Source organism: Minwuia sp., from assembly GCF_048007105.1.
Lineage (GTDB): Bacteria > Pseudomonadota > Alphaproteobacteria > Minwuiales > Minwuiaceae > Minwuia.
Genome location: NZ_CP180352.1, coordinates 1,614,695 through 1,637,003 on the forward strand (window position 1 = coordinate 1,614,695; position 22,309 = coordinate 1,637,003).

Sequence of the window (22,309 nt, forward strand, 5' to 3'; positions counted from 1 at the left end):
GCCTGCCGCCTACTGCGCTCATGCGTTGCGTCCTGACCATATGTGTTTTCCTTGCCGCGTTGCCGGTTGCGGCGGCCGATCTCTCCAGCTTCGAGATGAACGGCAGGACCTACACGGTGCCGGCCGCCGACGGCTTCTGCGACATCTCGGATTCCGATCTGGTCGCCAGGGCCCTCGGCAGGAGCGGCGGACAGAAGCTCCGGCGCTACATCGAGCCGAAGGTGTTCCAGATCGATTGCAGCGCCGTCGGGCGTCTCGACGATCCCGCCATCCTCGACGACCTCAGGCTCCGGGTCTGGGGTGTGCTGGCGCGGGACGGCCGGGAATGGCCTGCGACGGGGCAACAGCTGCTGCAGTTCGAACTGCTGCGCGGACTGTTCCAGTCGATGCAGAACCCTGACAAGCGCGACCTTCGCCGCGCGTTTCTCGACAAGATCCTGGAAGGCGCCGGCGAACGAGCCGTGAAGCCGAGCTGCGTGGACATGGCGGCGACGGAATCCGCCGTGGGAGGCAAGCTCTGCATGGAGCGGTTTGCCGAAGACAGGCCCGCATCGGGCGACGTGGCGGGGACGGTCCGCATCGTCAACGGCCGTTTCCTGACCGCCATCGCGGTGCAACTGCCGTCCTTCGGGTTCGGGTGGCCATCCTTCGACGATACGGAAGCGATGCTCGACGATGTCCGGGCTGCGGAGTGAAACGATGCTGCGCCGGCTTGCCATCCTCGCCCTTCTCTGCCTCGCTGCACCGGCTGCTGCCGACACGCTCATTCATGACGGGATCGAGCGGAGCTACGACCTTGTTGTCCCCGACGGTCTCGCCCTGCCGGCGCCGGCAGTCTTCATGCTGCATGGCGGCGGCGGGTCGAAGGAGAGGGTGCGGCGCTCCAGCCGCTTTCACCACCAGGGCGAGGCGTCCGGTTTCGTCACCGTCTACCCGCAGGGCGTCGAGGGGCACTGGAACGACGCGCGCACCGCGCCGGCACTGCTGGAGAAGCAGGGCGGCGAGATCGACGATGTCGGTTTCCTGACCGCGCTGGCGGCGCGGCTGACCGCCGACGGGATCGCTGACCGCCGCCGCACCTACGCCACCGGTGCATCGAATGGCGGCATGATGAGTTTCCGGCTGGCCTGCGAGGCCGCCGATACCTTCGCCGCCATCGCGCCGGCCATCGCCAGCCTGCCGGTCGAGGCGGAAGAGACCTGCCGTCCCTCGCGGCCGGTGCCCGTGCTGCTGATGAACGGCACGGAAGACCTGCTGATCCCGTGGGAAGGCGGGCCGGTCGCGGCCATGGTGCCGGGCAATCGCGGTCATGTGCTGCCGACGGAGCGGACGGTCGAGATATTCCGCCAGCTGAGCGGCTGCGGGTCGGCGACGGTGGAGCCCGCGATGCCGCTGGACGATGGGATGCGTCTCCTCGCGACCCGCTACACGGGCTGCCGCGGCGATGCGTCGGTCGTGCTCTACCGCTTCGAGGGCATGGGCCATCGCTGGCCGGACGCGTTGATGCCGAACCTGCCGGGCCGGCTGGGCGAGATCCTGGGGCCGGCGCCGCGCGACTTTCCGGCGGCGCTGCATGTCTGGCAGTTCCTGAAGGATCACAGGCTGCCGGAATAGCTACAGCACCCTGAACCCGGTCTCCGCGTCCTGCGGTTTCAGATCGGGCGAAAGCGCGGCAAAGTCGGCAAAGGTCAGGGCCAGCGCGTCGGCTGCGTCGGGCGAGGCGAGGCCGCGCCGCTTCATGTCCTCCTTCCGCTCCAACTGGATCCGGCCCTTGGCGTCGAAGCCGTATTCGGGTCCCGCCAGATCGGCGGCCAGCGCCGGGTCGTCCGGGATGGCGCCGTCCTTCAGCCAGTGCCGCATCCGGGCCCACATCTCGGCACGGCGGTTGACGTAGTCCCGCCGGCGTCGGGCGGCCTCGCCGCCATTGACGTCATGCACGCGGTGGCCGAGATGGCGCAGCCGGTCGATGACGCCGCCGCCGATCCCCGCGCCATCGACGAAGACCGCGTCGGGATGAAGTTCTGTGATGCGTTCCGCCGTCCGCGCCGCCAGCTGCATCAGGTCGAGACCGCGGAAGCGCTGTATCTCGCCGGCCAGCAGATTGCCCCGCCGCAGCAGGATCACCGACTGGTCGTCGCCGAAGCGGGCGACGTCGACGCCCATGACCAGCGGCGCGTCCGCCTCCGGTTCGGGATGCCGCTGCCGCGCGGCGTCGATCAGGTCGGCCCCAATGAACTGCCGTGAGGAACTGCGCGGAAACTCCCCTTTCACCCGGACGCGGATGAAGTCGGAATCCTCGCCGTAATCGTCGATCCATCTGGCGATCTGGTCCGCGTTGGTCAGCCGGGTATCGCGCGAATCCACATGCCGGGTGATCCAGCGGTGCCGCCGGCGGCCGAAGCATTCGCGGAACCGGCCCGCCGCCTGGGTCGGATTGCCGAATACCGCCCAGACGATTTCGGTGCCGCGGTCGGTCAGCGCGCCCTCCGCGACCTCCCAGACCGGTGCGGGGATGGCGCTGGCCTCGTCGAAGACCAGCACGATCCGAAGGCCCTGATTGTGCAGCCCGGCGAAGGCTTCGGTCTGGGTCAGCGACCACGGCACCATGTCGATCCGCCATGTCTTCGCCGCCTCGCTGTCGCGCGCCTGCAGCGCGGTCGCGCCGAGCCTGAATCGGTGCCGGACGCGGCTCAGCCGGAACCACTTGGCCAGTTCCGCCCAGGTCTTGGTCTTCAGCTGGATCTCGGTATTGGCGGTGACCACGCCACGGGTGTCGCGCGCCGTCGCCATCGCCCAGATCACCAGCCAGGCCACCAGCGCTGACTTGCCGACGCCGTGGCCCGAAGCGACGGCGACCAGCACCGGTTCGGTGTCCGGCCCCTTGCCTTGAAGCGCCGCCTCTGTCAGCCGCCTGCCGATGGTGGCGAGAATGTCGGCCTGCCAGCGCTCAGGGCCGGGCGCCCTGTGCAGCGGCGTGCCTGCCACGCGCCAGGGGAAGGCCCATCGGACGAAGCCCATCGGGTCGTCGCGAAACGCGCTCAGGCGCTGGTCGATGGTGTCATCGGAAATGGGGTCGGTGGCGCTCAAGGGGGCAGTCCTTCCGGTCGGAGCTCGGAAGGCTCAGGCTAGTGGGCAGCGGCCTATGCGTGCCCGCTTCAGATGTCCCGGTCGCCGATTTCCTTTTCCAGCGCCTCGGCGCGCTGCTTTACCTCGCGCATGTGCGGATTGATCAGCAGCGCCTGCTCGAAGCTCTTCAGCGCCGCGGCCGGCTGGTTCAGCCGGTCGTAGATCGCGCCCAGGCCGGCCAGCGCCCCGAAATGCCGGGGTTCGAGCTCCAGCACCCGGTTGATGTCCTCGATCGAGCCCGTGTAGTTGCCGCGCATGAACCGCAGCGTCGCGCGGCGGTTCCAGCCTTCCGCGAAGGCCGGGGCCAGATCGACGATGGCGTCGTATTGCGCCTCCGCCTGATCCAGCAGGCCGCGGTTGATCGCCTCGGAAGCATCCAGCATCAGCAGATCGACGGTCTCCGAACCGGAATCGTGCCACACCTGCCAGATCTGGTCCTGCACCGCCTGGGCGGACAGGCCGTTGGCGGATTGCAGCTTCCCGAACAGCTTGTCCAGTTCGGGGTTGTTCTGATCTGCAGCGGCGGTTCCGGGCATGGCCAGGATGATCGCCGCCAGGAGGACGAGGCTTCTGAGCATGGCGTTTGATTGTGGCGCAAGTGGCTGGCGGCGTCGAGACACGCTTGTGTGCGCGCCCGCCATATCCGCCACCCCTTGAACCGCCGTTGCGCTTGTCCTAACTAGCCGCACGCCGCGAAACCAAGATCAAGAAGCGGCACGCGATCGCAGGCGCCGGCGAGCGGCCACATGGCGACAGGAAAGCAGGGGAGACCGGGCACGTGGAAACGATGCTTGAGGTGTCGGGACTTGTAAGACGCTTCGGCGCCTTCACCGCCGTGGACGGGATCGGGTTCGAGGTGAAGCGCGGCGAGGTGCTGGGATTCCTGGGGCCGAACGGCGCCGGCAAGTCGACCACCATGAAGATGATCACCGGCTTTCTCGGTCCGACCGAGGGCGCGGTGCGGATCGCCGGCATCGACGCCATCGCCGATCCCATCGCCGCCAAGAAGAAGATCGGCTACCTGCCGGAAGGCGCGCCCGCCTATCCCGACATGACGCCGGCCGGCTATCTCGATTTCATCGCCGAGGTGCGCGGCCTTTCGGGCGCCGACCGCCGCCGCCGCATCGCCGAGGTCGTGGAGCGGATCGAGCTGCAGCGGGTGATGCATCAGCCGATCGAGACGCTCTCCAAGGGCTTCAAGCGCCGCGTTGGCCTGGCCCAGGCGCTGCTGCACGACCCCGAGGTACTGATCCTGGACGAGCCGACCGACGGTCTTGACCCGAATCAGAAGCATCAGGTCCGAAACCTGATCCGGGAGCTCTCACCGGAGAAGGCGATCATCATCTCCACCCACATCCTGGAAGAGGTCGCCGCCGTCTGCTCGCGCGCCATGATCATCGCGCACGGACGCGTCGTCGCCGATGGCACGCCGGACGAACTGATGGCGCGCTCGCGCTACCACAACGCTGTCGTCGTGCAGCTCTCGGGCGAGACGCTGCCGGATTTCGAGACCATCCGCGACGACGTCTCGAAGGTGCCGGGCGTCGCGCGGGTCGAGACCGAGGGCGACGGCCGTTTCATCGTCTTCCCCGAGGAAGGCCGCGCCATCGCCGACCAGGTGGCGCAGCTCGCCCGGGCGCGGGGCTGGGAACTGTCGTCGTTCCATGTCGATCAGGGCCGGCTGGACGAAGTCTTCCGCACCATCACCATTGGCGGAACCGGGGAGCAGGCCGCATGAACATGCTGACCATCTTCCGCCGCGAGCTTTCGGGCTACTTCGCGACCCCGGTGGCCTATGTCTTCATCGTCATCTTCCTGCTGACGACCGCGGCCTTCACCTTCTACCTGGGCAACTTCTTCGAGCGCGGGCAGGCCGATCTGAAGAGCTTCTTCACCTACCTGCCATGGCTCTACCTGTTCCTGATCCCGGCCATCGGCATGCGGCTCTGGTCGGAGGAGCGCAAGACCGGCACCATCGAGCTGCTGCTGACCCTGCCGATCTCGGTGCCCGCGGCGGTCATCGGCAAGTTCCTGGCGGCCTGGGCCTTCACCGGCATCGCCCTGGCGCTGACCTTCCCGCTCTGGATCACGGTCAACTATCTGGGCGATCCGGATAACGGCGTCATCCTGGCCGGCTACGTCGGCAGCCTGCTGATGGCCGGCGGCTATCTCGCCATCGCCTCCTGCCTGTCGGCGACGACGCAGAACCAGGTCATTGCCTTCGTGGTGGGCACGGTCGTCTGTTTCGCCTTCACGGTCTCGGGCGCGCCGCTGGTGCTGGAGTTCTTCTCGGCATGGGCGCCGCAGGCGGTGCTGGACCAGATCGCCAGTTTCAGCTTCCTCGTGCACTTCACCTCGATCGTCGAGGGCGTGATCGACATCCGCGATCTGGTCTATTTCGGGACCCTGATCGCGGTCTGGCTGTTCGCCAATGTCGTCATCATCGAACACAAGAAGCTGGTGGGCTGAGCCGATGATCAACCAGCGCTTCTTCAACTATTCCGCGGTCGTCCTGGCGGCGATCCTGTTCCTGTCGGCCAATGTGCTGGCCGACCGTTTCCTGGGCGGCAGCCGCATCGACCTGACCGAGCGGGATCTCTTCACCCTCTCCGACGGGACGCTGGACCTTCTCGGCGGTCTCGACGAGCCGGTGACGCTGAAGCTCTACTACTCGCGTTCGCTGTCCGCCAACGCGCCGACGGTGCGCAATCACGCCGAGAACGTGATCAACATGCTGGAGGAATACCAGGCCGCGTCGAACGGCAGGATCCGGCTGGAGGTCATCGATCCCGAGCCCTTCTCCGAGGCCGAGGACCGCGCCGTCGACGCCGGCCTGTCGGGCGTGCCCATCGGCCCGGGCGGGGAGAACTTCTATTTCGGCCTGGTCGGCACCAACATGACCGACGATCAGGAGGCCATCGGCTTCTTCTCGCCGGAGCGGGCGCGGTTTCTGGAATACGACCTGACCCGGACGATCTACGGCCTGTCCAACCCGGATCGCCCGAAGCTGAGCATCGTGTCGTCCTATCCGCTGGAATGGGGGCCGGGCGGCGTGCAGGCCGCGATGCGGGGGCAGAGCCGACCCTACGGCATCATGCAGCCGATGCAGGAGTTCTTCATCACCGACGTCCTGCCGGGCAGCTGGGAGGAGATCCCCGCGGACACCGAGGTCCTGATGCTGCTGCATGCGCGCGATCTCACCCCGCAGCAGATCTACGCCATCGACCAGTACATCGTGAAGGGCGGCAAGGCCCTGGTCTTCGCCGATCCGTTCTCCGAGACCGGTGCGCAGTTGCCGCCGGCCGGCGGTGCGCCCAACCCGCTCGACCGCCATGAGTTGGTGCTGCCCGAGCTGTTCCAGGCCTGGGGCGTCGAGGTCGAGCAGGACAGGATCGTCGGCGACCGCGGCAACGCCACTCGGGTCAATGCCGGGCAGGGGCGGCGCTCGATCATCGACTATGTCGGCTGGATCACCGCCGGGCCGGACGCGCTGAACGGTGACGACGTGGTCACGGCGGAACTGCAGATGCCGCTGATCATGCCCACCGCGGGCCATATCCGGCAGACCGAGGACGCGACGCTGGATGTCCGCCCGCTGGTTCTGTCCAGCGCCGATTCCATGCTGTTCGAGGCCTCGCGCTTCCGCCACCGGCCGAACCCGCAGGCGCTACTGGCGGACATGGTGCCGACCGAGGAGCGCTACGTGCTCGCCGCCCGTCTGCGCGGGCCGGTCAAATCGGCCTTCGAGGCGGCGCCGGGAGGCGTCGAGGCCGAGCACGTCGCGCAATCCGACGGCAGCGTGGAGATCATTCTGGTGGCCGACGCCGACATGATGGACGACCGCTACTGGCTGACCCGCCAGCAGATGCTGGGTCAGGAGATCTCGCAACCGACCAGCGGCAACGGCAGCTTCCTGATCAACGCGCTGGACAACCTGGCCGGTTCCGCCGACCTGATCGGTCTGCGCAGCCGCGCCGAGGGCGACCGGCCCTTCCGCCGCATCGAGGAACTGCGCCGCGCGGCGGAGCAGCAGTATCTTGCCGAGGAGCAGGCACTGGTCGAGAAGCTCTCGGAAACCGAAGCGAAACTGGCCGAGCTGCAGTCGAAGACCGGCGAGGGCTCGACCGATCTCCTCTCGTCCGAGGAGCAGGAGGCGATCGAGACCTTCCAGAACCAGATGCTGGAGACCCGCCGCGACCTGCGCGCCGTGCAGCACAGCCTGCGCAGCGATATCGAGGCGCTGCAGTCGCGGGTCCAGCTTGCCAACCTGGCGCTGATGCCCGCGCTGGTGCTGCTCTTTGCCATCGGCATCGCGCTCTACCGCCGTCAGCGGCGCATCGCCAGCCAGCGCGTCCGGGAGACCTGACCCATGAAATCCCGCAACTGGATTGTCCTTCTGATCGTCACGGCCATCTTCGCCGCGGGCGCCGTCTGGTCGGTGATCGACCGCAACCGCCAGCTGGCCGAGCGCGAATATGGCGAGCCGCTGTTCCCCGGTCTGGAAGGCGCGAGCGCCAACCGGGTGGCCGAGCTGTCCGTCGATACGGGACACGCCGCGTGGACGCTGAAGAAGGAAGAGGGCGGCCGCTGGGTGCTGGCGGAGCGCAATGGCTATCCCGCCGATATCGACCGGGTGAAGGAAGCCGTCGTCGCGCTGACCAACGCCCGCATTGTCGCGCCGCGGACTTCGGATCCGGCGAAGTTCGCCCGTCTGGATCTTGAGCCGCCGAAGGTCGATCTGGAAAAGGAAGGCGATGTCACCAGCGTCCGGGTCACGGCGAAGGATGCGGATGGCGACGCGATGGCCGATCTGCTGATCGGCCGCGTCAAGGCGCTTCCGACCTCCCGCGAGGCCGGTCAGGCCTATGTCCGCCGCTGGGACGAGGATCAGAGCTGGCTCGTCGAGGGCCGTTTCGATATCCGCAAGAACCCGACCGCCTGGCTGGACAAGGACCTGATCAAGGTGAAGCGCGAGGAGGTCCGCGCGATCTCCGTCGCGCGCGCCGACGGCGGCGTTCTCGACCTGGCGCGCGGCAAGTTCGGCAATCTGCATGTCGAGAATCTGCCGGAAGGGCGGAAAGAGGAAGACATCCGCCTCACCGCCGCACAGCGCGCGCTCGAGTTCCTGCCGTTCAAGGACGTGAAACCGGCCGCCGAGGTCGACATGACCGGCGCGGTGGTCACCACGATCCGCATCGACGACGGGACGACGGTCACCGTCCGCACCGTCGAGGCGGGCATCGAGGTCGACAAGGATCCGGGCTACTGGATCACCTTCGATATCGCTCACGACCCGTCAGCGGTCACGCCGGAAGCGGACCTGCCCGAGCCGGGACCGAACGACGAGGGCAAGAAGCGCGAGATCGATGTCGAGGCCGGGGCGGCGCGGGCGGCGAAGGCCAAGGCCCGGGCCGATGGCTGGGCCTATCTGTTCGCTGAGTTCACCGCCCAGAATTTCCTGCATTCGCTTGAAACCGTTTCGTCGCCCAAAGAGGACAGCTGACCGATGACTGCCGAGAATTTCCAGTTCCAGGCGGAAGTCTCCAGGCTTCTGCACATCGTCACCAACGCGCTCTATTCGGAGAAGGAGATCTTTCTCCGCGAGCTGATCTCCAACGCCTCGGACGCCTGCGAGAAGCTACGCTATCTCGCCATCTCCGACACGTCGCTGACGGAAGACGATCCCGAGTTCCGCATCCACATCGCCATCGACAAGGCGGCCGGCACGCTGACTGTCTCCGACAACGGCGTCGGCATGACCCGTGACGAGCTGATCGAGAATCTGGGGACCATCGCGAAGTCCGGCTCGACCGCCTTCATGGAGCAGCTGGAGAGTGCGAAGTCGGGCGACCTGTCCGTGATCGGCCAGTTCGGCGTCGGCTTCTATTCCGCCTTCATGGTCGCCGAAGAGGTTGCCGTCACCACGCGGCGCGCGGGCGAGGACAAGGCCTGGACCTGGGTCTCCGGCGGCTCGGGCGATTACACCATCGCCGATGCGGAGAAGGCCGGCCGCGGCACCGACATCACGCTGAAGATCCGCGACGACCAGAAGGAGTTCCTGGAGCCCTTCCGCCTGCGCGGCATCGTGGAGACCTATTCCGACCACATCGCCTTCCCGATCACGATCTCGTCCGGCGAGGCGAAGGGCGAGGATCTGGAGGCCGACGATGACGACAAGCCGGTCAACCGCGCCTCGGCGCTCTGGACCCGCTCGAAGTCGGACATCACCGAGGAGCAGTACATCGAGTTCTACCGCCATGTCGGCGGCGGCTTCGACGAGCCCTGGCTGACGCTGCACGCCCATGTCGAGGGCAAGGTGGACTACCGTCTGCTGCTCTTCATCCCGACCGAGCGGCCCTTCGACCTGTTCCACCCGGACCGCAAGCACCGGGTGAAGCTTTATGTGAAGCGCGTCTTCATCACCGACGAGGCCGAAGAGCTGGCGCCGAGCTATCTGCGTTTCATCCGCGGCGTGGTCGATTCCGAGGATCTGCCGCTCAACGTCAGCCGCGAGATGCTGCAGAACGAGCCGCTGCTGCGCCACATGCGGGGCCAGATCGTCAAGCGCGTGCTGACCGAGCTGGAGCGCAAGGCGAAGAACGATGCCGAGGGCTTCGAGAAGTTCTGGACCGCCTTCGGACCGGTGCTGAAGGAAGGCATATATGAGGATCAGGAATTCGGCGAGCGGATACTGAAGCTGGCGCGGTTCCATTCCACGAACGGCGACGGCCTGACCGATCTCGCCTCCTATGTGGAGCGGATGAAGGAGGGCCAGGAGGCGATCTACTACATCACCGCCGAGGATGTGGACGCCGCCCGCAAGAGCCCGCAGCTGGAAGGCTTCCGCGCCAAGGGCGTCGAGGTGCTGCTGCTGACCGACCCGGTCGACGATTTCTGGATCTCGGTCCGCCCCGCCTTCGAGGAGAAGAGCCTGCGTTCGGTCACACGCGGTGCGGCCGACCTGTCGAAGATCGGCGGTGGCGAGGATGCGCCGAAGGACGACGACGCGGAGAAGCCGGACGCGACCGAGATGGGTACGCTGATCGCCGGACTGAAGACGGCGCTGGGCGAGGCGGTGAAGGATGTCCGCGAATCCGACCGGCTGCAGGAAAGCCCCGTCTGTCTGGTTGCCGACGAATACGACATGGACCTCCGCCTGGAGCGCATGCTGAAGGCCCACAAGCAGGTCGACGAGGCGTCGCGCCGCATCATCGAGATCAACCCCAAGCACCCGCTGATCCGGCGCATGGCCGCCGTGGTGCAGGAGAGCGGCGCGTCGGGCGACTTCGAGGAAGCGGCGAAGCTGCTGCTCGATCAGGCCCTGATCATCGAGGGCGAACCGATCAGCGACCCCGCCGCCTTCAGCCGCCGCATGGCCGATTTCATGACGCGGGGGCTGTAGCCCCGCCCCGTTGAATGCGGGGCGGAAGCCGATAAGCTTGCGGCCATGTCAGTTTCCGCCCCCGCAGGCGTTTCCGATATCGCAGCCGGCCTGCTGGACGGGACCGGGTTCCGGGCGCCGTCGCTGATCGTCACGGTCTGGGGCGACACCATCGCGCCCGCGGGCGTGGCGGTATGGCTCGGCAGCCTGATCCGGCTGGCTGCGGATTTCGGCCTCAACGAACGCGTCGTGCGCACGGCGGTCTACCGCCTGCAGAAGGATGGCTGGCTGGAAAGCGAACAGTCCGGACGGCGCAGCTATTACCGGCTCGCCCCGTCAGGGCGGCACCTGACGGCCGCCGCCGATCAGCGGATCTACCGCACCGGCCTGCCGGACTGGGACGGCGACTGGTTGACGCTCATCGCCGGGCCGGAGATCGATCCGGTCCGTGAACGCCTGTCCCGGGAACTGGTGCTGCAGGGCTTCGGCGTGGCGGCGCCGGGCGTCTTCGTCCGTCCGGATGCCGCGCTGGACGATGTCCGCGAAATCCTTGCCGACTTCGGCGCAGCGGACCGGATCGCGGTCTTCCGCTCGCGGGAGCCGGGCGGGGCGGGCGGGGCCGCGGCGCGCGAGCTTGTCGCCCGCGCCTGGGACCATGATGCGATCGCCACCGGCTACCGGGAGTTCATCGCGCTCTTCGGGCCGCTGGAAGATCGTTCGGCGGGCCTGCCGCCGCGCGATGCCTTCATTGTCCGGACGCTGCTGGTGCACGAGTTCCGGCGCGTCACGCTGCGCGATCCGATGCTGCCGGCCGAACTGATGACCGCCGGCTGGCCCGGCGTCGAGGCGCGCGAACTGGCGGGCGCCATCTACCGGCGCGTCGCCGCGGCGGCCCAGTCCCATGCGCGCGAGGTGCTGGAAACAAGGTCAGGACGGCTACCCAATCCGGGTCCGGCCTATTACCATCGCTTCGGAGGAATAGCCGGAGACTAGCCTTTGGGGAGAGGCCGTCCGGCGCTGGGGAGGAGTTTGGAATGACCCTGCAGGTTGCCATCATCGGGGCCGGACCGGCCGGATTCTACGCGGCTGAGGCATTGGCGAAGGAGGACTTCGTCCAGGTCGACCTGATCGACCGTCTGCCGACGCCGCACGGCCTGATCCGTTCGGGCGTCGCGCCCGACCATCAGACCACCAAGAAGGTGACCAAGAAGTACGACCAGACCGCCGCGCGGGACAATGTCCGCTATGTCGGCAATGTCGCGCTGGGCGACCACATCAGCATTCCGGAACTGCGCGAACTCTACGACGCGGTGATCATCGCCTTCGGCGCCGAGGGCGACCGGCCGCTCGGCGTACCGGGCGAGGACAAGGAGGGCGTCTACGGCTCCTTCGCCTTCGTCGGCTGGTACAACGGCCATCCGGACTTCACCGATCTGGAGCCCGATTTGAACATCGAATCGGCGGTGGTGATCGGCAACGGCAATGTGGCGCTGGACTGCGCCCGGTTGCTGGTCCGCACCCAGAACGAGATGAAACTCTCCGACATTGCCGATCAGGCCGGTGAGGCGATCTATGATTCGCCGGTGAAGGACGTCTACATCCTCGGCCGCCGCGGACCGGTGCAGGCCAGCTTCTCCATCGCCGAGATGCGCGAGATGGGCGAGCTGGAGCAGGGCATCTCCGTGGTCCATGACGACCAGATCCCGGACGAACTGCCCGGGGACATGGACCCCAAGGAAGCGCGCAGCCGCAAGCCGGTGCTGGAGGTGCTGAAGAGCTTCAAGGGCAACCGGTCCGGTCAGGCCGACAAAACCGTGCATTTCGAGTTCTACCGCCGGCCGGTCGAGATCCTGGGCGGCGACAAGGTGGAGGGTATCCGCGTCGAACGGACCCGGCTGGTCGACAACCGCGCCATCGGCACCGGCGAGATGATCGACATTCCCTGCCAGCTGATCATCGGCTGCATCGGCTATGTCAGCCGCGAGGTCGAGGGCCTGCCGATGAAGGGCGGCATCGTCGACAATGTGGAAGGCCGCGTCGATGACGGGCTCTACTGCGTCGGCTGGGCCAAGCGCGGCCCGACCGGCACCATCGGCACCAACCGCCCCGATGCGCAGGATGTCGCCGCGCGGGTGCTGGAGGATCTGGGCCAGGGCGGCGGCAAATCGGGCGGCGCCGGACTTGACCGGCTGCTGGCGGAGCGCAATGTGCGGGTGACGACGTATGACGACTGGAACGCCATCGACGCCGCCGAGATCGCCCGCGCCAAGGAAGGCGCGCCGCGGCGCAAGTTCGTGACCATCCCGGACATGCTGGCGGTCGTCGACGAGGCCTGAGCGCAGGAGCGCAACCGGATGACCCTGATCGTCCAGATCAGCGACATGCATGTATCCGATCCGGGCACCGACTTCGGATCGCATTGCCCGTCAGGCCGACAAGCTGGCAGCGGCGGTGGACTGGATCATGACGCTGAAGCCGAAGCCCGATGCGGTGCTGGCGACCGGGGATCTCACCGACCACTACACGGAGAGCCAGTACGCCCGGCTCCGCAATATCCTCGCGCCTCTGGACATGCCGGTCTATCTGATGGTCGGCAACCACGATCACCGCGGCCGGCTGCGCCAGGCCTTTCCGGAGCATGGCTGGCTGGGGGACGGGGGTTTCGTCCACTACACGGTCGATGACCTGCCCGTGCGGATCGTGGCGCTGGACAGCCAGATCGAGGGCGCGATCGAGGGCGAGCTCTGCGCCGCGCGGCTGGCCTGGCTGAACGAGCGCCTTTCCGAGGCGCCGGACAAGCCGACCATCGTCGCCCTGCATCACCCGCCGTTTGCCGGCGGGATCGACCGCATGGATGCGCACGCGCTGGTCCGCGGCAAGGAAGAGCTGGCCGGGATCATCCGCCGCCATCCGCAGGTGCAGCGCGTCGTCGCCGGTCACGTGCACCGGCCGTTCTCCGCGATCTTCGGCGGTACGCTGGCCCAGACCTGCCCCAGCACCTCGCACCAGATCGCGCTCGACTTCGTGCGCACCGACGGTGTCGCCATCGTCGACGAACCGCCCGCCTGTCTGCTGCACACCTGGTCGGACGCAGCGGGGCTGGTCACTCACCTGGCTCATATCGGCAAGCACCCGCTGCTGGTGGATGTGAAGCTGAGCTAGCAATCAGGCGAACGTACCGGGCGCGATGCGTTCACCGCCGCCCGTCGAAGCCGAGAATGCTGTAGTCGGACTCGTCGTTCTTGCAGTTCGCGCAGAGGCGGTTGAAACGGCCATAGCTGGTGAAGGCCTCGCCGCAACACAGGCAATCGCGCTTCTGCCGCAGTTCCTGCCGTCCGATGATCAGCCGCGGCCGCCCCTGTCTCCTCTTGCCCATTTCGGGTCTCCCTCACGCTCGTTCCGATGACCCGAGCCTAGCGGCGCAATGTGTCTGCGCAACCTAAAAATACCGAATATACGAAAATTGTTCTTGTATAATTACCGAAATCGGATATTGATGATGAAGCGCCGGGCGGTCGAGCCTGGCCGGACAACGGGAACGGAGTCGCCGAATGGACGGAGACGATCTGGCGAAGTGCTTCGCGCGCTGCTTCCGCGGCGCCGATGGCGAGCGTGCGATCGCCCATCTCCGGGCGATCACGCTGGATGTCGCGACGGGCCCGGACACGCAGGATGCCCGGCTGCGCCACCTCGAAGGCCAGCGCTTCCTGGTCCGGAACATCATCAACCTGATCGAAAGAGGACGGAAATGAACACCAGCATGATCGACTATTCGGCAGCAGCCGCTGGCGGAGAGAGCGCCGCACGCCGTGTCGCGTACCGCGGTAAGGATGTCGAAATACCGGAGATGTTCTGGGACGCCGAGGCCGGCGAGGTCAACCTGCCCGCCCTGCTGAAGAGCCACAGGGACCTGCGCCGCAAGGTCTCGGCCCAGACCCGGGCGCCGGCGGCCTACGAGATCCGCCTGCCCGACGATCTGGGCGCGCGCCGGAAGATCGATCCGGAGGATCCGCTCGCCGCAGCGGCGATGGACTGGGCGAAGCGCAACAACCTGCCCCAGGCCGCCTTCGATGAACTGGTCGAGACCTTCGTCCGCCAGGATGCGGAGATGATGGACCCCGACAGGTTCCGGGACCTGCAGATGTCGGCGCTGAAGGAACGCTTCGGTCACCGCTGCGACGAAGTCTGCAAGGATGTCGGCCACTGGTTCGGCGCCCTGATGCAGCCGGACTTCGAAGCACAGCCGGAGCTGAGGGAGGCAGCCGAGGAACTGGCCTCCGATGCGCGCGGCGTGATGCTTCTGAAGGCGATCCGCGACCGGCTGACCGAACGCGGCGTGCCGGGCAACGCGCCGGCCGCATCGGCGGCGATGGACGAGACCGCGCTGCGGCGGTTGCAGGCCTCCGAGCCCTATCTCAACTCCCGCCACCCCGATCACGAGGCGACGGCGCGCCGGGTCCGCGAGGGCTGGCAGTCCCTGATCGGCCGCGGCTAGCCCTTCAGTTCGGCTTTCACGTCATCGGTGAAGCCGACCAGGATGCGGGCGCCGCTTTCGAAGACCGGGCGCTTGATCAGCGCCGGATGCGCGGCGCCGAGCCGGGCGGCGCCCTCCCCGCTGTCCGCGCCGGCGCGTTCGCCCTCCGGAAGCCCCCGCCAGGTGGTGCCGCGGCGGTTGATCAGGACCGAAGGGTCCACGGCCGCGGCCCACCGTGCCACCTGCGCCTCGCTGATTCCGTCATCGCGGACATCGATGAAGCGGTGGACGATACCTTCGTCGTTCAGCCAGCGGCGCGCCTTGCGGCAGGTGTCGCAGTTCTTCAGCCCGTAAACGGTCCAGCCGCTCATGTTCTTCCCCTCGATACGGATCGCCGCGGCGATCGAACCACGGTCGAACTAGCGCGAGTTGGCGGAAAATGACAGGCAGGGCATGACGGCCGTCAGCGCAGGGCGGTCTCCGGCGGCACGCCGTCGGGCAGCAGCACCCAGAGGCCGAGCGGTTCGTTCATCGCGCCCGCCTTGTCGCCGGCGGCATCGCCCGGCCCGGCGAAATAGTCGGCCCGCGCCGCGCCGCGGATCGCGCCACCTGTATCCTGCCCCATCATCAGGCGCTGCAGGTCCGGCCGGCCCCCGTCGATCCAGAAGGGCAGTCCGAAATACCAGAGCCGCCGGTCGATGGCGATGGAGCGCTCCGGCGTCAACACCACGCCCTCGGCGCCGATGGCGCCTTCGACATCGCGTTCGGTGAAGAAGACGTAGGAGCGGTTCAGATCCATGATCTCGTTGGCGCGGGCCGCATTGGCCGACAGCCAGTCGCGGATGGTCTGCATGGATATCTTTTCGCGCGGCACGAGATTCTGCTGGATCAGGTCGCGGCCGATGGCGCGGTAGGCGTGTCCGTTCTGGCTGGCATAGCCGACATAGGCGACCGACCCGTCGGGCAGCGCGATACGGCCCGAGCCCTGGATCTCCAGGAAGAAGGCGTCGACGGGATCGGCGAGCCACATCAGTTCCAGATCGCGGCCGCCCAGCGCGCCCTGACGGATCGCCTTGCGGTCGAAATAGGGGATCAGCTGCTTGCCGTCTAGGCGGCCGCGGATGGTGCGGCTGCCGAGATCGGGATCGAAATCCTTCAGGTCGGCGCTGATCAGGTCGTCGGGCACGGCGTAGAGCGGCGTCTCGTAGCCGTCGCCTGGATCGCGGCTGCCGGGATAGACCGGCTCGAAGTAACCCGTGAGCTTGCCGTCGTCCGCGGCCACCCGCCAGGCAACCCAGTTGGCGACAAGATGCTGTTTCAGTGCGGCGTCGCCGTGCGGCAAGGCGGCGCAGGCGGCGGCCATGGCCGGGCCCAGCGGGTTGGTGCGGCGCGGCCAGCGGGCGCAGCTGGTGTCCAGCGCCTTGCGGAAGCCGGAAAGGTCGTCGGCGTTCCAGCCGGGCAGGGCGGCGATATCGACGCGCTCGAACGCGACGGACGGTTCGGCCACCTCGGGCGCCTTGTCGCGGAACAGGTACCAGGCGAACACGGCCGCCAGGGCGATGACGACAAGAAGGAAGAGGAGCGGGGCGGCCCGTTTCAAGATCGATCGCCTCTCAAGCTACGCGGGCGGCATGGCGGTCCGCTCAGTGGGCGGAACGGGTGGAGATCAGCTCCCAGTTCGGGTTCCGCGAACGGGTATCCTTGGAGAAGGTCCAGATATCGGTCACCACGCTGACGTCCTCGGCCTCGCCTGAAACGATCTCGCCGTCCTTGTTGCGGGTCACGCTGATCATCTCGGCCACGAACTTGACCGTGACTTCGGCGTTCCGGTCGACCATGCGAGCCTCGACGATATCGACCGAATTGAACCCGACCAGCTCGGTCTCCTGGGTCAGATCCTCGGCCTTCCGCTGATCGATGGCGTCGCAGAAATTCTGGTAGACGCGGCTGGCGAGCAGCGGCTTCAGGGCCTTCTTGTCGCCCTGGGCGAAGGAGGTGACGATCATCTCGTAGGCGCCGCGCGCACCCTGCATGAAGCCGGCGGGGTCGAAGCTACGGTCGGCCTGGCCGATCTCGTGCAGGCCGCGCTCGAGCGGGGTGGCGTTGGCCTCGTCGAACGCTGGGGCCTGTTCCCGCTGGGCTTCCGCGCCGGGCAGATGGATCACGTTGTCGTCGGCGCTGTTGTTGCCGGCGGCGCGGTCGTCAGGCGCCATGCGCACGCGGGAGCGGGGCTCCTGCTGCTCGTGCCCGGTCCGCTTGCCCAGCGTGTTCTTCAACCGCAGTATGAAGAACGCGGCAATCATGCCGAAGATCACAATCTCGAAAATCGGGAAGTCGCTACCCATATCCACCATTCCGGTTTGACCGGCCGGTTACAGTCAGGCGTCCGCCAACATCGGCGGCGCACGGAACTAACATAGGCCCCGGAGGTCCGCCGAACAAGCCATGCCCATCCTGCTGCTCCTGTTATTCGTCGGCGTGCCGATCGCCGAAATCGCTGTCTTTATACAGGCCGGCGACCTGATCGGATTGTGGCCCACCCTCGCCGTCATCCTGCTGACCGGCGTGGCGGGCACCATCCTGCTGCGCGTGCAGGGGTTCGGCGTCGTGCAGCGCATCCGCCAGCAGGCGGATCAGGGCAAGCCGCCGGTGTTCGAACTCTTTGAAGGACTGTGCATATTTGCCGCGGGCCTGCTGCTGCTCACGCCCGGTTTCATCACCGACACGCTGGGCTTTCTGCTGTTCCTGCCACCCTTCCGCAAGGCCATGGCCCGGGTCATCGCCACAAGGGTGCGCGTACACGGCTCCGCCAGCTTCACGTTCCGGGGCGGGCCCGGCGGCCCCCGCGGTCCGCGCGGACCGGGTCAGCCCGGCGGCACCGTGATCGACGGCGAATACGAGACCGTCGAACCCGACGCGCCCAAGATCAACCGCTGACGGCCTCCGCCCTGCGCGTTCGCCGTGACACGCCCCCGCGCGCGTGCTAGCGAAGCGGCTCGGTTCTCACGCAAGCAACGGGGTCCCAGATGGCCGACGAACAGCCGCAGGCGCGGCCTCAGATCATGCTCAACATCCAGTACATCAAGGATCTGAGCTTCGAGGTCCCGAACGCCCCGCAGGTCTATGTCCAGCAGGACCAGAAGCCGCAGATCGGCGTCAGCACCGACATCGACGCCCGCCGCCTCGACGGCAATGTCTTCGAGGTCGTCCTGAAGCTGGAGATCAACGCCAAGGCCGAGGACAGCCAGGTCTTTCTGGTGGAACTCGCCTATGGCTGCGTGTGCACCATGGAGAATATCCCCGACCAGCAGGCGGAACCGGCGCTGCTGATCGAGATTCCGCGGATGATCTTCCCCTTCGCGCGCCGCATCATTGCCGACATCACGCGCGACGGCGGCTTCCCGCCGCTGCTGCTCGACCCGATCGATTTCGCCTCGCTCTACCAGCAGAACAGGCAGCGCGCGCAGCAGGACCAGCCGCAGCAGGGCTGAGACCGAAGTCTCAGTTCGTGTGCAGGACGCCGGTCTCGCGGCGGGCGTGGCGGCGGCGGTTGACGATCATGCGGTCGTTCAGATGGCCGATGATGCGGCTGCCAGAGGTCTTGCAGAGACCCGGGACCAGGGCGTGCACCAGGCAGGCCATGGCGCCCAGGAACATGGCGCCCGCGAAGTAGCCCGCCTGGCCCATGTGCTCGACATAGCTCTCGTCCACGCTTTCCGGGTGGTCGGTGAACATCTGGCGGAACAGGGACATCATGGCGGTGCATCTCCTTCGTTTGGAAGAGATGCATTATCGCGCATTGATCGCGGTGAATTTTCTCATATTCTGACTGCCAGGCATCCAGAATTGGGAAATTCTTGCATGAAGGCGCCATCCGGTGGCGATCTCGACAGCCGCGACCGTCACATCCTGAGAGAACTGCAGCGCGACGCGTCGCGGCCGGTCTCTGAAATCGCGGAGGCGGTGAACCTGTCCCAGAACGCCTGCTGGCGCCGGATCCGGCTGCTGCAGGAGCGCGGCTATATCCGCGGACAGGTGGCGCTGCTGGATGCGGAGCGGCTGGGCCTCGGCATCACCGTCTTCGTGCAGGTGAAGACCAACGATCATTCCGAGGACTGGCTGAAGCGCTTTTCCGCCGGGGTCAGCCGTATCGACGAGGTTGTCGAGTTCCATCGAACTCAACGGTTCCTACGACTATCTGCTGAAGGTGGTGGTGGGGTCGATCGCCGACTACGACCGCGTCTACCGCCGCCTGATCGCCGCCGCGCCGCTGCACGATGTGACGTCGTGTTTCTCCATGGAACGGATCAAGGAGACGACGGAACTGCCGGTCTATCCGGCCTAGCTCTCCGGCGCCCTGGACCTGATCCAGGGCCCAATCCAGAGCCTCGATGGCCCCGCCACGTGGGTGGAAAGGCTCTGGAATGGGTCCCGGGTCAAGCCCGGGACACGCACCTCAGCCGGAACTTCAGAAGCGTCGGCGGTCTGAGGTGCCCGGGTCGAAGCCCGGGCACGACAGGGTGGTGGATCAGTGCAGTGCTTCCGAGCCGCTGGCCCAGCCGCCGTCGCCGCCCCGGTCGGTGACCACGGCGCTGACGGGCTTCTCGTTGATTGTCAGCCCGTCGTCGCCCGCCGAGACCCGGACGGTCTCGCCGTCCATGATCTCGCCGGCCAGGATCGCCTCGGCCAGCGGGTTCTGCAGCTTGCGCTGGATCACCCGCTTCAGCGGCCGGGCGCCATAGACCGGGTCGTAGCCCTGGTCGGCGAGCCATGCCCGTGCGGCGTCGTCCAGCTCCAGCGCGATCTTCCGGTCGGCCAGCAGCTTCTCCAGATGACCGAGCTGGATCTCGACGATCCCGCCCATGTGCTGACGCGACAGCCTGTGGAACAGGATGATCTCATCCAGCCGGTTCAGGAACTCGGGGCGGAAGTGGCCGCGGACCACATTCATCACCTGACCCTCGACGAGGTCGGTGTCCTCGCCTTCCTTCTGGTTGGCGAGATACTCGCTGCCCAGGTTGGAGGTCATGATGATCAGCGTGTTCTTGAAGTCGATGGTCCGGCCCTGACCGTCGGTCAGTCGCCCGTCGTCCAGCACCTGCAGCAGCACGTTGAAGACGTCCGGGTGGGCCTTCTCGACCTCGTCGAACAGCACGACCTGATAGGGCCGGCGGCGGACCGCCTCCGTCAGCGCGCCGCCCTCGTCATAGCCGACATAGCCCGGCGGGGCGCCGATCAGCCGCGCGACGGCGTGCTTCTCCATGTATTCCGACATGTCGATACGGACCATGGCCTGATCGTCGTCGAACAGGAATCCGGCCAGCGCCTTGGTCAGTTCGGTCTTGCCGACGCCGGTGGGGCCGAGGAACAGGAACGAACCGATCGGCCGGTTCGGATCCTGCAGCCCGGCGCGGGCGCGGCGGACGGCGTGGGAGACGGCGGTGATCGCCTCCGCCTGGCCGATGACCCGCTCGCCGATGCGCTTCTCCATCTGCAACAGCTTCTCGCGCTCGCCGGCCAGCATCTTGTCGACCGGCACGCCGGTCCAGCGGCTGACGACGGTCGCCACGTCCTCCTCGGTGACGCTCTCGCGCACCGCGGCCGGGGCGCAGCGGCCCTCGGCGTCGTTCAGCTTGGCTTCCAGGCCGGGGATGACGCTGTAGGTCAGCTCGCCGGCACGGGCCAGGTCGCCGCGGCGCTTGGCGTCGTCCAGTTCGGCGCGGGCGTGGTCCAGCTCTTCCTTGACGGTGGCGGCCTCGACCAGCTTCGACTTGGCGGCTTCCCAGGCCTCGGTTGCGGCGCGGCTCTCTTCCTCGAGGCTGGTCAGTTCTTCCTCCAGCTTCTCGAGCCGGTCCCGCGAGGCCTGATCGGTCTCCTTCTTCAGCGCCTCGCGCTCGATCTTGAGCTGGATGACGCGGCGGTCGATCAGCTCAAGGGCCTCTGGCTTGCTGTCGACCTCCATGCGGACGCGCGACGCGGCCTCGTCGACCAGGTCGATGGCCTTGTCGGGCAGGAAGCGGTCGGTGATGTAGCGGTTCGACAGCGTCGCCGCCGCCACGATGGCGGTGTCGGCGATGCGGACGCCGTGATGGACCTCGTATTTCTCCTTCAGGCCGCGCAGGATCGAGATGGTGTCCTCGACCGTCGGCTCGGTGATGTAGACGGGCTGGAAGCGCCGCGCGAGGGCCGCGTCCTTCTCGATGTACTTCTGGTACTCGTCCAGCGTGGTGGCGCCCATGCAGTGCAGTTCGCCGCGCGCCAGCGCCGGCTTCAGCAGGTTGGACGCATCCATCGCGCCGTCCGCCTTGCCCGCGCCGACCAGCGTGTGCAACTCGTCGATGAACAGAACGATCTCGCCGGCGGCCGACTGCACTTCCTGCAGCACGGCCTTCATGCGCTCCTCGAACTCGCCGCGATACTTCGCGCCGGCGATCATGGCGCCGAGGTCGAGCACCATCAGACGCTTGTTCTTCAGGCTCTCGGGCACATCGCCGTCGACGATACGGCGCGCGAGTCCCTCGGCGATGGCGGTCTTGCCGACGCCGGGCTCGCCGATCAGCACCGGATTGTTCTTGGTCCGGCGCGACAGCACCTGGATGGCGCGGCGGATCTCGTCGTCGCGGCCGATGACCGGGTCCAGCTTGCCCTCGCGGGCGGCCTCGGTCAGGTCGCGGGCGTAGCGCTTCAGCGCGTCATAGCCTTCCTCGGCCGAGGCGCTGTCCGCGGTGCGGCCCTTGCGCATGTCGTTGATGGCCTGGTTCAGGGTCTGCGGATTGACGTTGGCCTTCTTCAGCGTCTCGCCGGAAATCGCGAGCGCGAGCAGCAGCATCTCGGCGGTGACGAACTTGTCGCCCGCCTTCTTCGCCGCTTCCTCGGCCTGGTTGAAGACCTTCGCGGTCGCCGGGTCCATGTAGAGCTGACCGGCGCCTGCGCCCTCGACCTTCGGCAGCTTGCCCAGCGCCATCTCGGTCTGCTGCAGGGCGTCGCGCGGGTCGCCGCCGGCGGACTGGATCAGGCGCGCTGCCATGCCCTGCTCGTCGTCGAGCAGGACCTTCAGCACGTGGTCGGGGGTGAATTTCTGGTGCCCGGAGCGGAGCGCCAGGCCCTGCGCGGACTGCAGAAAGCCGCGCGCACGTTCGGTGTATTTCTCGAATTCCATGATCCCTCTCTGTCCGGCCCGCCGTCCGCGCCCTCATCTGAGGCCCGCCTCCGTCGTCCCGGGATCTGTTCTGTCGCTACAATACAGGACCCGAAGCGGCATCCTGCCTCCAACATGTTGTGATTTCGTCACCCTGTCGCAAGATCGCGACGGCGGTTTTTCGCCCGCT

Annotated in this window: 22 protein-coding genes and 1 pseudogene; 15 read left to right on the forward strand and 8 right to left on the reverse strand. The window is 67.1% G+C overall.

Features of this window, described 5'->3' with window-relative positions:
* Positions 1–59 precede the first annotated feature (59 nt).
* Positions 60–695, forward strand: a complete 636-nt coding sequence (locus ACMVY4_RS07775) for a hypothetical protein (RefSeq protein ID WP_416899593.1) — start codon at positions 60–62, stop codon at positions 693–695.
* A 4-nt stretch (positions 696–699) separates the two neighbouring features.
* Complete coding sequence (locus ACMVY4_RS07780) at positions 700–1,614, forward strand: alpha/beta hydrolase family esterase (protein ID WP_416899594.1); 915 nt, start codon at positions 700–702, stop codon at positions 1,612–1,614.
* On the opposite strand, the gene ACMVY4_RS07785 is transcribed toward ACMVY4_RS07780, so the two are convergent.
* Positions 1,615–3,087 carry a terminase gene (locus ACMVY4_RS07785; protein ID WP_416899595.1) on the reverse strand — a complete coding sequence of 491 codons (1,473 nt, stop codon included), beginning with the start codon at positions 3,085–3,087 and terminating at the stop codon, positions 1,615–1,617.
* A 68-nt stretch (positions 3,088–3,155) separates the two neighbouring features.
* Positions 3,156–3,704, reverse strand: coding sequence for a tetratricopeptide repeat protein (locus ACMVY4_RS07790; protein WP_416899596.1), 549 nt, complete (start codon positions 3,702–3,704; stop codon positions 3,156–3,158).
* A gap of 209 nt (positions 3,705–3,913) precedes the next feature.
* Between ACMVY4_RS07790 and ACMVY4_RS07795 the strand changes: the two genes are divergently transcribed.
* The 8 genes from ACMVY4_RS07795 to ACMVY4_RS07830 are packed head-to-tail and all read left to right on the forward strand — an operon-like array spanning position 3,914 to position 13,669.
* Positions 3,914–4,864: an ABC transporter ATP-binding protein gene (locus ACMVY4_RS07795; RefSeq protein WP_416900278.1), complete on the forward strand. Its 951-nt coding sequence runs from the start codon at positions 3,914–3,916 to the stop codon at positions 4,862–4,864.
* Positions 4,861–5,595 carry an ABC transporter permease subunit gene (locus ACMVY4_RS07800; protein WP_416899597.1) on the forward strand — a complete coding sequence of 245 codons (735 nt, stop codon included), beginning with the start codon at positions 4,861–4,863 and terminating at the stop codon, positions 5,593–5,595. Before ACMVY4_RS07795 ends, ACMVY4_RS07800 begins: the two co-directional genes overlap by 4 nt.
* Positions 5,596–5,599: 4 nt before the next feature.
* Positions 5,600–7,492, forward strand: a complete 1,893-nt coding sequence (locus tag ACMVY4_RS07805; protein ID WP_416899598.1) for a Gldg family protein — start codon at positions 5,600–5,602, stop codon at positions 7,490–7,492.
* 3 nt (positions 7,493–7,495) lie between these two features.
* Positions 7,496–8,629 carry a DUF4340 domain-containing protein gene (locus ACMVY4_RS07810; protein WP_416899599.1) on the forward strand — a complete coding sequence of 378 codons (1,134 nt, stop codon included), beginning with the start codon at positions 7,496–7,498 and terminating at the stop codon, positions 8,627–8,629.
* 3 nt (positions 8,630–8,632) lie between these two features.
* Positions 8,633–10,528, forward strand: coding sequence for a molecular chaperone HtpG (htpG, locus tag ACMVY4_RS07815; protein ID WP_416899600.1), 1,896 nt, complete (start codon positions 8,633–8,635; stop codon positions 10,526–10,528).
* A 45-nt stretch (positions 10,529–10,573) separates the two neighbouring features.
* Positions 10,574–11,500, forward strand: a complete 927-nt coding sequence (gene paaX / locus ACMVY4_RS07820) for a phenylacetic acid degradation operon negative regulatory protein PaaX (protein WP_416899601.1) — start codon at positions 10,574–10,576, stop codon at positions 11,498–11,500.
* 41 nt (positions 11,501–11,541) lie between these two features.
* Positions 11,542–12,843 (forward strand): FAD-dependent oxidoreductase, encoded by a 1,302-nt coding sequence (locus ACMVY4_RS07825; protein WP_416899602.1) that lies wholly within the window; start codon positions 11,542–11,544, stop codon positions 12,841–12,843.
* A gap of 49 nt (positions 12,844–12,892) precedes the next feature.
* Positions 12,893–13,669, forward strand: coding sequence for a phosphodiesterase (locus ACMVY4_RS07830; RefSeq protein ID WP_416899603.1), 777 nt, complete (start codon positions 12,893–12,895; stop codon positions 13,667–13,669).
* Positions 13,670–13,700: 31 nt separating this feature from the next.
* On the opposite strand, the gene ACMVY4_RS07835 is transcribed toward ACMVY4_RS07830, so the two are convergent.
* The gene (locus ACMVY4_RS07835; protein WP_416899604.1) at positions 13,701–13,883 is read right to left on the reverse strand and encodes a hypothetical protein; all 183 of its coding nucleotides are present in this window, start codon (positions 13,881–13,883) and stop codon (positions 13,701–13,703) included.
* Positions 13,884–14,058: 175 nt separating this feature from the next.
* On the opposite strand from ACMVY4_RS07835, the gene ACMVY4_RS07840 reads away from it, so the two are divergent.
* Positions 14,059–14,259 (forward strand): hypothetical protein, encoded by a 201-nt coding sequence (locus ACMVY4_RS07840; RefSeq protein WP_416899605.1) that lies wholly within the window; start codon positions 14,059–14,061, stop codon positions 14,257–14,259.
* The gene (locus ACMVY4_RS07845; protein ID WP_416899606.1) at positions 14,256–15,002 is read left to right on the forward strand and encodes a capsid assembly protein; all 747 of its coding nucleotides are present in this window, start codon (positions 14,256–14,258) and stop codon (positions 15,000–15,002) included. Before ACMVY4_RS07840 ends, ACMVY4_RS07845 begins: the two co-directional genes overlap by 4 nt.
* On the opposite strand, the gene ACMVY4_RS07850 is transcribed toward ACMVY4_RS07845, so the two are convergent.
* The 3 genes from ACMVY4_RS07850 to ACMVY4_RS07860 all read right to left on the reverse strand — a co-directional run bounded on the left by ACMVY4_RS07850 (position 14,999) and on the right by ACMVY4_RS07860 (position 17,326).
* Complete coding sequence (locus tag ACMVY4_RS07850; RefSeq protein ID WP_416899607.1) at positions 14,999–15,352, reverse strand: Spx/MgsR family RNA polymerase-binding regulatory protein; 354 nt, start codon at positions 15,350–15,352, stop codon at positions 14,999–15,001. The two genes, ACMVY4_RS07845 and ACMVY4_RS07850, sit on opposite strands and share 4 nt — an antisense overlap.
* Before the next feature lie 92 nt (positions 15,353–15,444).
* On the reverse strand, positions 15,445–16,581 hold the full coding sequence (locus ACMVY4_RS07855) for a murein transglycosylase A (RefSeq protein ID WP_416899608.1): 1,137 nt from the start codon (positions 16,579–16,581) through the stop codon (positions 15,445–15,447).
* Positions 16,582–16,624: 43 nt separating this feature from the next.
* Entirely contained in the window at positions 16,625–17,326 is a 702-nt protein-coding gene (locus ACMVY4_RS07860; protein WP_416899609.1) for a Tim44/TimA family putative adaptor protein, read from the reverse strand.
* A gap of 100 nt (positions 17,327–17,426) precedes the next feature.
* On the opposite strand from ACMVY4_RS07860, the gene ACMVY4_RS07865 reads away from it, so the two are divergent.
* Complete coding sequence (locus tag ACMVY4_RS07865; protein WP_416899610.1) at positions 17,427–17,918, forward strand: FxsA family protein; 492 nt, start codon at positions 17,427–17,429, stop codon at positions 17,916–17,918.
* Positions 17,919–18,007: 89 nt separating this feature from the next.
* Positions 18,008–18,472, forward strand: a complete 465-nt coding sequence (gene secB, locus ACMVY4_RS07870; protein WP_416899611.1) for a protein-export chaperone SecB — start codon at positions 18,008–18,010, stop codon at positions 18,470–18,472.
* A gap of 10 nt (positions 18,473–18,482) precedes the next feature.
* On the opposite strand, the gene ACMVY4_RS07875 is transcribed toward secB, so the two are convergent.
* Positions 18,483–18,737: a DUF6356 family protein gene (locus ACMVY4_RS07875; RefSeq protein ID WP_416899612.1), complete on the reverse strand. Its 255-nt coding sequence runs from the start codon at positions 18,735–18,737 to the stop codon at positions 18,483–18,485.
* A gap of 105 nt (positions 18,738–18,842) precedes the next feature.
* Between ACMVY4_RS07875 and ACMVY4_RS07880 the strand changes: the two are divergent.
* Positions 18,843–19,326 (forward strand): annotated as a pseudogene (locus ACMVY4_RS07880) (Lrp/AsnC family transcriptional regulator).
* A gap of 183 nt (positions 19,327–19,509) precedes the next feature.
* Here the strand turns inward: ACMVY4_RS07880 and clpB are convergent.
* Positions 19,510–22,140: an ATP-dependent chaperone ClpB gene (clpB, locus tag ACMVY4_RS07885; RefSeq protein ID WP_416899613.1), complete on the reverse strand. Its 2,631-nt coding sequence runs from the start codon at positions 22,138–22,140 to the stop codon at positions 19,510–19,512.
* Positions 22,141–22,309: the final 169 nt, after the last annotated feature.